Source organism: Saccharopolyspora gloriosae, assembly GCF_022828475.1.
Lineage (GTDB): Bacteria > Actinomycetota > Actinomycetes > Mycobacteriales > Pseudonocardiaceae > Saccharopolyspora_C > Saccharopolyspora_C gloriosae_A.
The window spans coordinates 6,476,220-6,489,944 of record NZ_CP059557.1 but is presented as its reverse complement, the minus strand read 5'-3'; the positions used below and the strand labels follow the sequence as shown (position 1 = coordinate 6,489,944).

Annotated in this window: 15 protein-coding genes; 9 read left to right on the top strand and 6 right to left on the bottom strand. The window is 69.8% G+C overall.

From position 1 onward, the window contains the following. Positions 1–112: 112 nt before the first annotated feature. On the bottom strand, positions 113–346 hold the full coding sequence (locus tag H2Q94_RS28590) for a hypothetical protein (RefSeq protein ID WP_243790231.1): 234 nt from the start codon (positions 344–346) through the stop codon (positions 113–115). A 125-nt stretch (positions 347–471) separates the two neighbouring features. Between H2Q94_RS28590 and H2Q94_RS28585 the strand changes: the two genes are divergently transcribed. The 6 genes from H2Q94_RS28585 (at position 472) to H2Q94_RS28560 (ending at position 6,891) form a co-directional block, all read left to right on the top strand. Next, a complete protein-coding gene (locus tag H2Q94_RS28585) occupies positions 472–1,332 on the top strand; it encodes a helix-turn-helix domain-containing protein (RefSeq protein ID WP_243790230.1) in 861 nt (286 codons plus the stop codon). Then, a complete protein-coding gene (locus H2Q94_RS28580; protein ID WP_243790229.1) occupies positions 1,280–1,483 on the top strand; it encodes a DUF397 domain-containing protein in 204 nt (67 codons plus the stop codon). The genes H2Q94_RS28585 and H2Q94_RS28580 overlap by 53 nt, the downstream gene beginning before the upstream one ends. Positions 1,484–1,729: 246 nt before the next feature. Continuing rightward, positions 1,730–2,512 carry a cytochrome c biogenesis CcdA family protein gene (locus tag H2Q94_RS28575; protein WP_243790228.1) on the top strand — a complete coding sequence of 261 codons (783 nt, stop codon included), beginning with the start codon at positions 1,730–1,732 and terminating at the stop codon, positions 2,510–2,512. Beyond that, positions 2,512–4,125 (top strand): cytochrome c biogenesis protein ResB, encoded by a 1,614-nt coding sequence (gene resB, locus H2Q94_RS28570; protein WP_243790227.1) that lies wholly within the window; start codon positions 2,512–2,514, stop codon positions 4,123–4,125. Before H2Q94_RS28575 ends, resB begins: the two co-directional genes overlap by 1 nt. Further along, positions 4,125–5,132, top strand: a complete 1,008-nt coding sequence (ccsB, locus tag H2Q94_RS28565) for a c-type cytochrome biogenesis protein CcsB (protein ID WP_243790226.1) — start codon at positions 4,125–4,127, stop codon at positions 5,130–5,132. The genes resB and ccsB overlap by 1 nt, the downstream gene beginning before the upstream one ends. A gap of 112 nt (positions 5,133–5,244) precedes the next feature. After that, positions 5,245–6,891, top strand: a complete 1,647-nt coding sequence (locus tag H2Q94_RS28560; RefSeq protein WP_243790225.1) for a MinD/ParA family ATP-binding protein — start codon at positions 5,245–5,247, stop codon at positions 6,889–6,891. Positions 6,892–7,135: 244 nt separating this feature from the next. Here the strand turns inward: H2Q94_RS28560 and H2Q94_RS28555 are convergent, their stop codons facing one another. Next, entirely contained in the window at positions 7,136–7,336 is a 201-nt protein-coding gene (locus H2Q94_RS28555) for a hypothetical protein (protein ID WP_243790224.1), read from the bottom strand. 181 nt (positions 7,337–7,517) lie between these two features. Further along, a complete protein-coding gene (locus H2Q94_RS28550) occupies positions 7,518–7,739 on the bottom strand; it encodes a BldC family transcriptional regulator (protein ID WP_184476042.1) in 222 nt (73 codons plus the stop codon). 176 nt (positions 7,740–7,915) lie between these two features. Between H2Q94_RS28550 and H2Q94_RS28545 the strand changes: the two genes are divergently transcribed. The 3 genes from H2Q94_RS28545 (at position 7,916) to H2Q94_RS28535 (ending at position 9,966) form a co-directional block, all read left to right on the top strand. Continuing rightward, positions 7,916–8,224, top strand: coding sequence for a DUF4229 domain-containing protein (locus tag H2Q94_RS28545; RefSeq protein ID WP_243790223.1), 309 nt, complete (start codon positions 7,916–7,918; stop codon positions 8,222–8,224). Continuing rightward, positions 8,211–9,335: an L-cysteine desulfhydrase Cds1 gene (gene cds1, locus H2Q94_RS28540; RefSeq protein ID WP_243790222.1), complete on the top strand. Its 1,125-nt coding sequence runs from the start codon at positions 8,211–8,213 to the stop codon at positions 9,333–9,335. The genes H2Q94_RS28545 and cds1 overlap by 14 nt, the downstream gene beginning before the upstream one ends. A 61-nt stretch (positions 9,336–9,396) precedes the next feature. Beyond that, complete coding sequence (locus H2Q94_RS28535) at positions 9,397–9,966, top strand: DUF3558 family protein (RefSeq protein WP_243790221.1); 570 nt, start codon at positions 9,397–9,399, stop codon at positions 9,964–9,966. Between the two features lie 336 nt (positions 9,967–10,302). Here H2Q94_RS28535 and H2Q94_RS28530 read toward each other — a convergent pair whose 3' ends face one another. The 3 genes from H2Q94_RS28530 to H2Q94_RS28520 form a co-directional block, all read right to left on the bottom strand. Next, complete coding sequence (locus tag H2Q94_RS28530) at positions 10,303–11,175, bottom strand: 1,4-dihydroxy-2-naphthoate polyprenyltransferase (protein WP_243790220.1); 873 nt, start codon at positions 11,173–11,175, stop codon at positions 10,303–10,305. 28 nt (positions 11,176–11,203) lie between these two features. Continuing rightward, entirely contained in the window at positions 11,204–12,427 is a 1,224-nt protein-coding gene (menE, locus tag H2Q94_RS28525; protein WP_397545501.1) for an o-succinylbenzoate--CoA ligase, read from the bottom strand. A gap of 265 nt (positions 12,428–12,692) precedes the next feature. After that, on the bottom strand, positions 12,693–13,616 hold the full coding sequence (locus tag H2Q94_RS28520) for a 1,4-dihydroxy-2-naphthoyl-CoA synthase (RefSeq protein ID WP_243790218.1): 924 nt from the start codon (positions 13,614–13,616) through the stop codon (positions 12,693–12,695). Positions 13,617–13,725: the final 109 nt, after the last annotated feature.

The following is a 13,725-nucleotide window of genomic DNA, read 5'->3' as shown; positions in this document are numbered from 1 at the left end:
CGGTTCCGGCGTGGGTACCTCGTTCAGCCCATCGACTGGGCCGAACGGTGCTGCGTTCGGTTCGTTCGCCGGAGCGTGATCGCCGCTGTCCGGACCTGAGCCGGCGCGGGCATCACGACGCCCGCCTGTTGCGGGAGCGGATCAGCACGTGCCAGCAGTCCATGCAGGTGCCGCGCCGAACCCACTCGTATTCCGTGCGGCCGTGCAGTTCGACGGCGGTCGCTTCCACGCCGCAATACGAGGTGACGGGGCATTGCGGATCGGCATCCAGCGCACTGGCCGCGAAAGCGTGGCGCCCCGCCGGGATCGGTCGCCACACATAGGCCAGGCCGTGCTGCGGGGGCATCGCGTCGACTCCATTCCTCGGGCGTTCGTCCTGCTGGGAATGAGACCCTCTTGCCACTCGAATGGCAATGTACTTCACCGAATCGAGCGATGGCATGACATCGGCGTAGGAAATAAGTTCCTGCTATGACCAGTGTTCGAGCGCGGGGACTGGGCGCTGAGATACGAGAACTCCGCAAGGCTGCCGGATTGCGATTGGAACATCTCGCGCAGCGGTGTGGGTGGTCCAGGGCGACTCTCGGTCGGATCGAATCCGGTGAGCGAGTGCCGAGCGAGGCCGAACTGACCGCCTTGCTGGACACGCTCGCCGTGTCCGGTTCGGAGCGAGTGCGGTTGTTCGAGCTCGTCCACGCGGCCACCGAGGCCCGCTGGTGGGAAGCCGGGTACGCCGGGATGCCCAGCGCGCTCACCGCGCTGATCGACTTCGAGCGGCTCGCGACCCGGATCACCGACATGGCGCTGGCGCTGGTGCCGGGACTGCTGCAGACCCCGGACTACACCCGCGCGGTGCTGAGCGCGGGCGGCGTGCGGGACGCGGACCTGGAGTCGCGGGTCGCGCTGCGCCTCGGCAGGCAGGGCGTGCTCACCCGGGAGGAGCCGGCACAGCTGCACGCCTACCTCGACGAGTCCGTGGTGCACCGGCCGGTCGGCGGGCACCGCGTGATGGCGGACCAGCTCAGGCACCTGGTGCGGATGGGGCGCAGGCCGAACGTGTCGGTGCGGGTGATCCCGTTCTCCGCCGGCGCGTACGCCGAGCTCAACGGCAGCCAGCTGATCCTGGAGTTCGCCAGGCAACGTCCCGTGGTCCACCTGGAACAGCGCCGCCGCGGCGCGTTCCTGGAGGTGCCCGCGGACACCGCGCCGTTCCTCGAAACCGCCGCCCGGCTGCCCTCGGTCGCCCTCGATCAGGCCGAGTCCGCGCTGCTGATCACGGATGTGGCGGCCGCGATGGAACGAGAGTGTGAGCGCGACGGTGCATTGGCGTAAGTCCAGTCACAGCGGGGAGGAGAGCAACTGCGTGGAAGTCGGCATCACCCGCGTCGTCATCTCGGTCCGCGACTCGAAAGCACCCCGCAACGCAACTCTCGCCTTCTCACCGAAGCTCTGGTCGGCCTTCCTCCGCTCCTTGCGCGCCTGACCACGACCGGTGCCCATGAAACCGCGCACCGAGGCCCTGTGATTTTCGTCTTCTCGGCGGCGAAACCGCGCTTTGCGGCCGAAGGCCGTGCCCTGCGGCGAAGCCGTGCCCGTTCGCGCGAAGCGGTTGGCCCACGTCCCAAAGCCGCTCACTGAGGTTCCGCTACCCGCACGCCCGCGCAAATCACTCCGCAGAGACCCGGGGCCGGTGCGTAGGCAGCCTAGAGTTGTCCCTACCCTCGGAACCGTGAACCCGACCGAGCTAGCCGCGTCCGGCCCGCTGCTTTTCGCGGCCGTGATCGCAGTGCTCGCCGGGACGGTCAGCTTCGCTTCGCCGTGCGTCGTGCCGTTGGTGCCGGGGTACCTGGCTTATCTGGCGGGCGTGGTGGGCGCCGAAGCCCCGCCCGTCGATTCCACCGAGGCTCAGCAGGCCCGCCGCGGCCGGTGGCGGGTGGCCGGTGCGGCGCTGCTGTTCGTGGCCGGGTTCAGCGTCGTGTTCGCCGCCGGAACGGTGCTGCTGCTGGGCTTGTCCGACGCGTTGTTCGCGAATGAGCTGCTGTTGCAGCGCATCGGCGGTGTCGTCACCGTCGCGATGGGTCTGGTGTTCCTCGGCATGATCCCGGCGTTGCAGCGCGACGTCCGGTCGCACCGGGTTCCGCAGGCCGGGTTGTGGGGCGCCCCGCTGCTCGGCGCGGTGTTCGGGCTGGGCTGGACCCCCTGCCTCGGCCCGACGCTGACCGGGGTGATGTCGTTGGCCATCGGAACCGAGGCGGGCACCGGCACCGCCGTGCGCGGCGTGCTGCTCGTCGCGGCGTACTGCATCGGGCTCGGGTTGCCGTTCGTGCTGCTGGCGCTGGGCGCGCGGTGGGCGGTGCGCAGCACGGACTGGCTGCGCCGCCGGGGCCGCGTCATCCAGATCGCCGGTGGCGCGCTGCTGGTCGTGGTGGGCGTACTGCTCGTCACCGGGCTGTGGGGAGAACTGGTCACTGTGCTGCGCGAACCCGTCGCCGGATTCGAGACGCCGATCTGATGTCCCGATTCCGCTCTTTGCTGGCTTTCCTGCGCAACACCTGGCGCGGACTGACGTCGATGCGCACCGCTCTGGTGCTGCTGTTCCTGCTGGCGATGGCCGCGTTGCCGGGTGCGTTGATCCCGCAGCGCTCGCTGAACCCCGCCGAGGTCGACAAGTACTTCACCGAGTACCCGAAACTCGCGCCCGTGCTGGAGAAGCTGGGCGCGTTCGAGGTGTTCAGCTCCGTCTGGTTCGCCTCGATCTACGTGCTGCTGTTCATCTCGCTGATCGGCTGTCTGCTGCCGCGCTGCCTGGAGTACTACCGGCAGTTGCGCGGCAGGCCGGTGCGCACCCCGCGCAACCTGTCCCGGATGCCGCACCACGCTTCGGCCACTGTGGACGGAACGCCGGAGGAGGCGCTGGCCGCCGCGCATCGCAGGCTGCGCGGCTGGCGCAAGGACGAGCGGGAGGAGGACGACGGCACCCGCTCGATCAGCGCGGAACGCGGCTACCTGCGGGAGGCGGGGAACCTGGTGTTCCACTTCGCGCTCGTCGGGCTGCTGGTGACCGTCGCGGGCGGCAAGATCCTCGGCTACGAGGGCCAAGTGATCGTGATGGCCGACGGCTCCGAGTTCTGCAACTCCGGTACGTACAACTACGACTCGTTCCGCGCCGGTCTCAGCGTGGACGGCACCCAGCTGAGCCCGTTCTGCCTGCGGGTCAACGGCTTCGACGTGAAGTACCAGCACACCGGCCAGGTGGCGAGCTACCGGGTGGGCATGGAGTACCAGTCCGGCGCCGACTTGGAGAACGGCAGCTGGCAGCCCTACGACCTGCACGTGAACCATCCGCTGCGGACCGCGGGCGACCGGATCTACTTGACCGGCAACGGCTACGCCCCCCGGTTCACCGTCACGTTCCCCGACGGCCAGCAGCGCACCCAGCTGACGCAGTGGCAGCCGATGGACGTCACCACGATGTTGTCGCAGGGCGCCACCAAGTTCGACCAGCCCGGTGTCACCGACGAGGTGCAGCGGCGGGAGACCCAGCTGGCGGTGACCGGCCTGTTCGCGCCGACCGCCGCCTACCAGGGCAAGGTGCTGAGCTCGCAGTTCCCGGATCTGCTCGAGCCGACCGCGGCGGTGGACGTGCTGCGCGGCGACCTCGGCCTGGACTCCGGGCGCGGTCAGTCGATCTTCGGGGTGGACCAGAAGATGGTGGAGTCCGGGCGGCTGAACAAGGTCGCGCGGGAGAACGTGCGGGTCGGCGAGGAGATCCGGCTCGACGACGGCACCTCCATCCGCTTCGACGGCGTGGAGCGCTGGGCGAACCTGCAGATCTCGCACGACCCGTTCCAGCCGTACGTCCTCGGTTTCGCGATCGCGGTGATCTTCGGGATCAGCGCCTCGTTGAGCATCAAACGCCGGCGGATCTGGGTGCGGGTAGCCCCGGCCCCCGGGACCGGCGTGGACGATCCCGCGCGTACCGTTGTCGAGGTCGGCGGACTGGCCCGCACCGACCAGGCAGGCTACGGCGAGGAGTTCACCCGGCTGGCCAAGGACCTGCTCGGAACGGACGGCTCCGATGCGGAGTCGCCGGGGGCAGCATCCGCACGCGGAAGGAAGAGCTGATGCCGGTCAACCAGATGTTGTCCAACTACAGCGACATGGCGTTCGCGACCTCGGTGGTCGTCTACATCGCCGCCATGCTGCTGTACTTCGCGGAGTTCGCCTACGGCGGGCGCAAGCAGTCCGCCCGCACCCGCGAGGCGCAACTGGTCACCACGGCCGGCGCCGGCGCGGACTCCTCGACCGGCGAGCGGGTCGGCCGGATCGACACTCCGCAGAAGCGCCCGCTGTCCGAGCGGTTCGGCGGCATGGCCGTGTCGATGACGGTGCTCGGCATCCTGGTGCACACCGCTTCGCTGGTGTTCCGCGGTGTGGCCACCGGCCGCGCGCCGTGGGGCAACATGTACGAGTTCGGCTCCGCGATCTGCCTGGCCGCGGTGATCGCCTGGACGATCGTGCTGTTCCGGCAGATGCGCGCCGAGCGCCGGGAGTCCTCGTCCGCGCAACTGCGCGGGCTCGGCGGGTTCCTGCTGCTGCCGGTGGTGCTGCTGCTGTTCCTGTCCGGCACCGTGCTCTACGCCCGCGCCGCGCCGCTGCAGCCCGCGTTGCAGTCCTACTGGATCGTGATCCACGTGAGCGCGGCGATCGTCTCCAGCGGTGCGCTGCTGTTCGCCGGTGTCGCCAGCGTGCTGTTCATGCTGCGCGCCCGGCACGAGAACAACCCGCTCAAGATGGTCCGGGTCGGTTCCCGGCTGCCCACCACGCAGGTGCTGGACCGGATGGCCTACCGCGCCACCGTGATCATCTTCCCGGTGTGGACGTTCGCGATCGTCGCCGGTGCGATTTGGGCCGAGGCCGCCTGGGGCCGGTTCTGGGGCTGGGACCCGAAGGAGACCTGTTCGTTCATCGCGTGGGTCGTCTACGCTGCGTACCTGCATGCGCGTGCGACCGCGGGGTGGCGGGGAGTCAAGGCCGCGTGGATCAACATCACCGGCCTGGCTGTCATGATCTTCAATCTTTTCTTCATCAACATCGTCGTCTCCGGACTGCACTCGTACGCTGGACTGTGAGTTCATGATCCGGTCCGGAGTTCGACCGCCGGCCACCCGTTCCTCCGCGGAATCGGGTGGCCGTCACTCGTCCCGGTAAAGATCGAACCGATGTGTGGGAGGTACGGGAACGGTGACCGGACGGTACGAAGAGCCCGAAACGCAACGCGATGCGGGTTCGGCCTCGCCCGGTGCGGACTCGGCGCAGCAGGCGAACGGCACGACGGATCACGCGACCCCGGATTACGGTGACGGCTCGGTGCCCGCGGGACCGCAGCCGTACGTGGAGCCGGGGACCACGCCGAACGCTCCCGTGCAGGGCGCGGCGAGTCCCGGCGGGCCGCAGCCGTACTACCCTGGTGGTCAGAACGTCCCCGGCGGCCAGAACGTCCAGAGTGGACAGTCTTTCCCCGATGCCGGGCCGCAGTATCCGCAGGCGGGTTCGCAGTACACCGAGCAGACGCCGTCCGGGCCGCAGCCGCATCAATCCGGGCCGTTCCCGGCTCCGGGCGGGCCGTCCGGGCCGCACCAGGTTCCCGGTGGTCAGTCAGGTCCCCAGCCGGTGCAGGGCGGGACGTCCGGTCCGTACCAGGTGCCTGCCAACTCGGGGCCGTACCCGGTCGCCGGTGGCCAGTCCGGGCCGTACCAGGTGGGCGGCCAGCAGAACCCGTACGCGCCGGTCGCCGGACCGTTCCCGCAGCAGCAGGGATTTCCGCAGCAGCCGCAACAGGGCGCTCAGCAGCCGGGCGTCGGGCAGCCCGCCGCCGGGCAGCCGGGCCAGCCGCAAGCGGGCCAGCAACATCCCGGCCAGCAGCAGCCCGGCCAGCAGCAAGGTGTGCCGTTCGGGAAGGACCTCGCTTCTTCGCAACTGCTGCGGCAGACCAAGCGCGCCCCGCAATCCGGCTGGCGCAAGGCGCTGTACGTGGCGAGCGGTCGTTCGATCAACCTCGGCGAGAGCGCTTCCGACCTGCGCCGCCGCGAACTGATCGGCCGGATCAACCAGCCGCTGCAAGGCTGCTACAAGATCGCGATGCTGAGCCTGAAGGGCGGCGTCGGCAAGACCACGACGACCGCGACCCTCGGCTCCACGTTCTCCTCGCTGCGCGGTGATCGCGTGATCGCCGTGGACGCCAACCCGGACCGTGGCACGCTGAGCCAGAAGATCCCGCTGGAGACCACGGCCACCGTGCGCCACCTGCTGCGGGACGCGCAACGCATTCGCAAGTACAGCGATGTGCGGTCCTACACCTCGCAAGGGCCGAGCCGGTTGGAGATCCTCGCCAGCGAGCAGGACCCGGCGGTCTCCGAGGCGTTCAGCGAGGACGACTACCAGCGCACGGTGACGTTGCTGGAGCACTTCTACAACATCGTGCTGACCGACTGCGGCACCGGACTGATGCACTCGGCGATGAAGGGCGTGCTCGACGTCGCGGACTCGCTGGTGATCGTCTCGTCCAGTTCCATCGACGGGGCGCGCAGCGCTTCGGCCACATTGGACTGGCTGGACGCGCACGGGTACGGGCAGCTCGTCTCCCGCTCGGTCGCGGTGATCAACTCGGTGCGGCCCGGTTCCGGCAAGGTCGACGTCGACAAGCTCAGCGCCCACTTCGGTTCGCGCTGCCGGGCGGTGTCCCGCATCCCGTTCGACCCGCACCTCGAAGAAGGTGCGGAGGTCGAACTGGACCAGCTCGCCGCCCCGACCCGGTTGGCACTGCTGGAACTCGGGGCGATCGTCGCCGACGATTTCCCGCAGGCCTTCGGCCGCCAGCGCCAGGCCTGAGGTTGTCGGGGCGGCCCGGTCTTTCGTCTTGGGTGGTCGGGTGGCGGAACCCCAGTGAGCCTCTCGCTGCGGGATCTTTTTCCCGAGTGGCTCCGCCACGAGGGAAAAAGCTGTCCTCGCGAGAGGCTCACTGAGAACCCGCCGGTGGTCACCCTGCTCACGTGGGCTATGTGCTTCGCACATCCAGGCACGGCTTCGCCGCGAGGATTCGGCTTCGCCGCTGCCGAGGCGGCGAAGCCCGCGCTCAGTCCTGGTCGTGGTCGTTCTTGTTGCGTTGTTGTTCGTCGAGACGACGCAGGAAATCCGGGTCGTCGTCCGGGGCCAAGGGTGCGGCGCGGCGAGGCTCGTTCGAACCCTCGCTCTCGGCGTCGCGCATCGGGCCGAACGCGCGCCACATCAGCACGGCCACGGTGAGCGCGCCGATCGCTGCCAGGACGTAGATCATCAGGGCACCTCCACTACCTCACCCCGAGATTAGCCGGAGAACGGCGGGTGGTGGGGTGCGCCGATCAGGGAGCATCCGACGGTGCACCGATATTCGGCAATTCGGCGATGGGCCGTGCCCGGCCCGCCTCGGGCGGTACTGACGCGGAGGCGGACCGGACGCGTGCCGATCGTCGGGCGGCTCAGGCGGAGCGGACGTCGTTGGTGAGTTCGGCCAACAGCGTGCGCACTTCCGACTCGCGGAACCGGCGGTGGCCGCCGGGGGTGCGAATGGAACCGATCCGGCCTGCCGTCGCCCATCTCGTCACCGTCTTCGGGTCGACCCGGAACAACGAGGCGACCTCACCGGGGGTGAGCAGCTGTTCCTGACCGTTCTGGCGAGACTGGGGAGTCGTCGCGGTCACAGGGGACCTCCACAATGCGGACGGTTTTTCGGGCATTCCGGTCGCATCCTGGCACTTCGATGGTCAGGTACTCGAACATTCGACTCCAGGTAAAGGGAAGGTAAGGGACGAAAGCGGCGCTTCGGGCGATACGGGGTGGGGGATTGTCGCACTGGCCGTGCTCTACCCTGGTTGACGTGCAGGAACAGCGAACGGCATCGGTAACGGAGTCGGCCCCGCCGACCAACTTGGCGCGGGACATCGCGCTGTACACCGTGGTCAGGCTGGCCATGCTGCTCGCGGTGACCGCCGTGATCGCCCTCTGCGGAGTGCCGCTGCTGGTCGCCCTCGCGGTGTCCGTGGTGGTGGTGATGCCGCTGTCCATGGTGGTCTTCGGCGGACTGCGCCGACGCGTCGCCACCGGCATGGTGCACCGCGCCCGGCGCCGCGAACAACTCCGCGCCGAGCTCCGCGGTGACCGAGGGCAGGCCGATGACCAGGACTGATGCGGACGTCTCCGGCGTGGTGGCGGATCGCTCCTGCGGACGCACCCGATCCTGGACCAGTGAAGCGGTTCGCATCATCGAAGCCGACGCGAACCGCAGCGCCGACACGCACCTGCTGCGATTCCCGCTGCCCTCGGCGTGGGGGATCGACCTTTACCTCAAGGACGAGTCAACTCATCCGACCGGTTCGCTCAAGCACCGGCTCGCCCGATCCCTGTTCCTGTACGCCATTTGCAATGGATGGGTGACGGAGAACACCCCCGTGATCGAGGCGTCCTCCGGATCCACCGCGGTCTCCGAAGCGCACTTCGCCCAGCTGCTGGGACTCCCGTTCATCGCGGTGATGCCGCGTTCCACCAGCCCGGAGAAAGTGGCGCTGATCGAACGCCACGGCGGCACCTGCCACTACGTGGACCAACCGGGCGCGATCTACGACGAATCCCGCAGGCTCGCCGCCGAACTCGGCGGGCACTTCATGGACCAGTTCACCCACGCCGAACGCGCCACCGACTGGCGGGGCAACAACAACATCGCCGAGTCGATCTTCGACCAGCTCGCGCTGGAACGGCACCCGAGCCCGGAGTGGATCGTCACCGGCGCGGGCACCGGCGGCACCAGCGCCACCCTCGGCCGCTACATCCGCTACCGCAGGCACGACACCGGGCTCGCCGTGGTCGACCCGGAACACTCCGTGTTCTACGAAGCGTGGTGCGACGGCGACCCCGGCCGGACCGGGCAACGCGGTTCGCTCATCGAAGGCATCGGCAGGCCGCGGGTCGAACCGTCCTTCATCGGCCAAGCCATCGACCGGATGATCAAGGTGCCGGACGCCGCCTCGATCGCCACCATCCGCTGGGCCGAGAACGTGCTCGGCCGCCGCGTCGGCGGCTCCACCGGCACCAACCTGTGGGGCGTTTTCGGGCTCGTCTCCGAAATGGTGCGCGACGGCAGGACCGGCAGCATCGTCACGCTGCTCTGCGACGGCGGTGAGCGCTACGCCGACACCTACTACGACGACGAATGGGTGGCGGAGCAGGGCCTCGACCTCACCGGGCCGCTCGACACGCTCGCCGAGTTCCACCGCAGCGGAACCTGGCCGCTCGCCGGGTGAGCGACGGCGAGCCCTCCTGCGACACGTAGTCTGCGATCAAGCCACTAGTCCGAGGAGGGGCATGCGCCGGCCGACGATCTCCGCCGCCGTGCTGGTACCCGCGCTCGCCGTCGTGCTCGCCGGGTGCACCTCCGGCGGCCCGCCGCCCGCGCCGAGCAGCACACCCACGACGAGCGGCAGCGACCAGGCCGAACCGGAGACCGTCACCCCATCGATCACCCGCGAAGTGCCGCCGGAACGGCGCCAGGACCTCGCCGGGGCCTCCGCGGAACAACTGTGCGGGCTGATCAACGTCGACGAACTCGGACGGTTCGGCTACGCCGTGCGGCCCGGGGTTGCGCGCGAGATCGGATTCGACCCGCCGGTGCGCGGCTGCCGGTTCGAGGCGCAGAGCGGGGTTCGGTCGATCTTGATCGCCTCCCAGCCCCAGGAGTACGCCGGGCTCGGTGAGGACGAAGTACGGCTCGGCGAAGTCCCTGGGACGAAGACGCTGCGTGCCAACGAGTGCAGCGTGTTCGCGGGAGTCGGGCGGGGGACCCTGCAGGTCACGGTGCAGTCCGCTGAGGCCGACTCTGACGAGTGCGACGCCGCCCAGGGAATAGCTCAGTACGTTCTTTCTGCAGTGGACTGATTCGTCCGGTCGTTTGGCTTTGGTGGTCGGGTGGCGGAACCTCAGTTGGTCTCTCGCTGCGGGATCTTTTTCCCTAGTGGCTCCGCCACGAGGGAAAAAGCTGTCCTCGCGAGAGACCAACTGAGAACCCGCGGGTGGTCGTTTTTTCGACGTGGGCTATGCGCTGACGCGCATCCAGGCACGGCTGCGCCGCAAGGCACGGCTTCGCCGCAAGGCACGGCTTCGCCGCAAGGCACGGCCTTCGGCCGCGAGGCAGGCGGGGCTTTGCCCGCCCTTCGCGGGCTTCGACGCCGACTGCACTGCTTCGCCGCCGACTGCACTGCTTCGTCGTGGTCGTCAGCCGAAGGCTAGGGCCAGGGCCGTTGCGGTTCCCCAGGCGAGCATTGCCAGGCCGGTGTCTCGGAGGGCGGGGATCAGTTTGCGGCCGGTGCCGCCTCGGGTCACCGCCAGGACGGAGTTGATCAGGAGGGGTAAGGCCAGGAAGCCCAGCAGTGCCCAGGAATTGCGGAGGCCGATCAGGACGGTGATCAGGAACGGGATCAGGGCCAGCGTGACGTACAGGGTTCGGGTGTCGCGGTCGCCCAGCAGCACCGCCAGGGTGCGCTTGCCGGTGACCCGGTCGGTGGGGATGTCGCGGAGGTTGTTCGCCACCAGCACCGCGCTGGAGAACGAGCCGATCGCCACCGCGCCGCCGACGCCGAAACCGCTGATCGTGCCCGCCTGCGCGAACATCGTGCCGAGCACCGCGATCAGGCCGAAGAACACGAACACGGAGATCTCGCCGAGGCCCGCGTAGCCGTACGGCCGCTTGCCGCCGGTGTAGTACCAGGCGCCCGCGATGCACAGCGCGCCCACCGCCAGCATCCACCACTGTCCACTCAGGACCACAACGGCGATGCCCGCGATCGCGGCCAGGCCGAAGCAGCCGAACGCCGCGTTGCGCACCGCGATCGGATCGGCGGCGCCGGAACCGACCAGCCGGAACGGTCCGACCCGATCGGAGTCGGTGCCCCGGATTCCGTCCGAGTAGTCGTTCGCGAAGTTCACCCCGGTGATCAGCAAGAGCGACACCGCCAGCGCCAGCAGCGCGATCGGAACGCTCCGCTCGTCCACTCCGGTCGCCGCCCCGGTGCCGACCAGGACCGGCGCGATCGCGTTCGGCCACGTCCGCAGGCGTGCGCCCTCAATCCACTGCTTCACGGTCGCCATGGGAATCATCTTCGCGCATCACTCGTCGTCACTGGCCGAGAGTCGCGCGCAACGACCGCCGGTCCGGTTTCCCCGGCCCGCGCAGCGGCAGCTCGGCGAGGAACTCGATGCGCTTCGGTGTGCTCGGTGCGCCCGCGCGCTCTCGCACTGACCTGCGTAGATCCGCCACGGGCGGTGGCGCCTCGGGATCGGTGGGGACGACGGCGGCGACCACGGCCTGGCCCCATTCCGGATCGTCGACGCCCAGCACGCACGCCTCCCGGACACCGGGATGCTCGGTGAGGACGCGCTCCACCAGGACGGGTGCGACGTTCACGCCGCCGGTGATGATCACGTCGTCGGCTCTGCCGAGGATCTCCAGGCGGTCCCCGTTCACGCGGCCCAGGTCGCCGGTGTGGAACCAGCCGTCGCGGAACGCGCTCGCCACGTCCTGACCTCGGTAGCCGCGGGCCAGCGTCGGTCCGGCCAGCGCGACCGGTCCGGAACCGTCCTCGGCTGCCTCGACGTGCAGCCGCACGCCGTCCAACGGGACACCGTCGTACACGCAGCCCCCCGCGGTCTCGCTCATGCCGTAGGTCGTCACCACCCGCACGCCCGCCGCCGTGGCCTGCTCGCGCAGCGCGGGCGGGGTGGCGGCGCCGCCGAGCAGGACCGCGTCGAACTCGCACAGCGCCGCCGAGGCCTCCGGATCGTCCAGGATGCGGCGCAGCTGGGTCGGTACCAGCGCCGTGTAGTGCCTGCCCGGGGCGGCGAGGGTGCGGCGGGCGGCCGCGGCGAACCGGTCCGGGCGGAAACCCGCAGAGGCGTCCACCGCTTCCAGCGGTGTCTTCGCGAGCAGCGCCCGCACCAGCACCTGGATTCCGGCGATGTGGTGCGCAGGCATCGCCAGCAGCCAGTGCCCCGGACCGCCGAGCCCCCGGTGCGTGGCCTCGGCCGACGCGCGCAGCGCCGAGGCTGGCAGCAGCACGCCCTTCGGGGTTCCCGTCGAACCGGAAGTGGCGATGACCAGGGCGGTCGGGTCCGCCGGATCGTCCTCGCCGGAGCGCAGCGGGGTGCTCACGTCCATCGCTTCGACGGTCGAGGTATCCCCGTCCGGTGCCACCGGGAGCAGCGCCGGACCGTCGCCGTCCAGGGCGCGGCGCAGCGCGGGGAGCACGGTCGACGCCTGCGGGCCTGCCGGGACGGGCAACGGCCGGAGTTCGCGGGCCTGCAGGGGGTCGCGGGTCGGCCGAGGTTCGCGGGCTGACGGCATGCCCGCCATCTTGCGCTTGCCGCCGATCGGGCCGATGCGGAGGTGGGCGGTGAGCGTGCCTTCTGTCACCAGGCCTTCGATCACCAGTTCGGATGATATCGCTCAACTGTTCGACTCGGCGGGTCGATGGTCTTGTCAGAGCGACCTGCGAGCGAAGGCGGTGCGGACGATGAACTCCTGCGGCCACCCGATCACCGGGCGGACCACGGCCCGAGGCGCGGCCCGCCCGGTCCCGGCATCGGCGACCGGCGCCGTCCGGGGTCGGTCAGTAGTACCAGGGGAACGGCGTCCAGTCGGGCTCCCGGCGCTGGAGGAACGCGTCCCGGCCTTCGACGGCCTCATCGGTCATGTATGCCAGCCGCGTCGTCTCCCCGGCGAACAGCTGCTGTCCGACCAGGCCGTCGTCGATCGCGTTGAACGAGTACTTGAGCATGCGCTGCGCCGTCGGAGACTTGCCGTTGATCTCCCGTGCCCACTGCAGGGCGGTCGTCTCCAGTTCGGCGTGCGGCACGACCTCGTTGACCATCCCCATCCGGTGCGCTTGCTCGGCGTCGTAGGCGCGGCCGAGCGCGAAGATCTCGCGGGCGAACTTCTGCCCGACCTGCCGGGCCAGGTAAGCGCTGCCGAAGCCGCCGTCGAAGCTCCCGACGTCGGCGTCGGTCTGCTTGAAGCGGGCGTGCTCGGCGCTGGCGAGGGTGAGATCGCACACGACGTGCAGGCTGTGCCCGCCGCCCGCGGCCCAGCCGGGGACGACCGCGATGACGAGCTTGGGCATGAAGCGGATCAGCCGCTGCACCTCCAGGATGTGCAGCCGTCCGGCCCGCGCCGGATCAACGGTGTCGGCGGTCTCACCGGCGGCGTACTGGTAGCCGGAGCGGCCGCGGATGCGCTGATCGCCGCCGGAACAGAAGGCCCAGCCCGCGTCCTTCGGCGACGGCCCGTTCCCGGTCAGCAGCACGGCCCCGACATCGCTGCACATCCGCGCGTGGTCGAGCGCCCGGAACAGCTCGTCCACGGTGTGCGGGCGGAAGGCGTTGCGGACCTCGGGCCGGTTGAAGGCGATGCGGACGGTGCCCCGTCCGGGACCCTCCTCGACGCAGCGGTGATACGTGATGTCGGTGAAGTCGAACCCGCTGACGGGTTCCCACACGGCCGGGTCGAACAGCTCAGAGACACGCGAGTTCAGCACGCCTGGGACAATAGGGCCCGTCTCGGCGTGCTGAACACCAGGAGGGCGTCGGCCGGTGTGAGCGGCGGCACGTCGCTCGGTCGGGACGACACCGGGTCGAAGCGGTCCG

Bases quoted from the DNA above. Each gene is read 5' to 3' on its own strand.
- H2Q94_RS28590 (WP_243790231.1), bottom strand. From the start codon at position 346: ATGCCCCCGCAGCACGGCCTGGCCTATGTGTGGCGACCGATCCCGGCG.
- H2Q94_RS28585 (WP_243790230.1), top strand. From the start codon at position 472: ATGACCAGTGTTCGAGCGCGGGGACTGGGCGCTGAGATACGAGAACTC.
- H2Q94_RS28580 (WP_243790229.1), top strand. From the start codon at position 1,280: ATGTGGCGGCCGCGATGGAACGAGAGTGTGAGCGCGACGGTGCATTGG.
- resB (WP_243790227.1), top strand. From the start codon at position 2,512: ATGTCCCGATTCCGCTCTTTGCTGGCTTTCCTGCGCAACACCTGGCGC.
- ccsB (WP_243790226.1), top strand. From the start codon at position 4,125: ATGCCGGTCAACCAGATGTTGTCCAACTACAGCGACATGGCGTTCGCG.
- H2Q94_RS28555 (WP_243790224.1), bottom strand. From the start codon at position 7,336: ATGATCTACGTCCTGGCAGCGATCGGCGCGCTCACCGTGGCCGTGCTG.
- cds1 (WP_243790222.1), top strand. From the start codon at position 8,211: ATGACCAGGACTGATGCGGACGTCTCCGGCGTGGTGGCGGATCGCTCC.
- H2Q94_RS28535 (WP_243790221.1), top strand. From the start codon at position 9,397: ATGCGCCGGCCGACGATCTCCGCCGCCGTGCTGGTACCCGCGCTCGCC.
- H2Q94_RS28530 (WP_243790220.1), bottom strand. From the start codon at position 11,175: ATGGCGACCGTGAAGCAGTGGATTGAGGGCGCACGCCTGCGGACGTGG.
- menE (WP_397545501.1), bottom strand. From the start codon at position 12,427: ATGCCGTCAGCCCGCGAACCTCGGCCGACCCGCGACCCCCTGCAGGCC.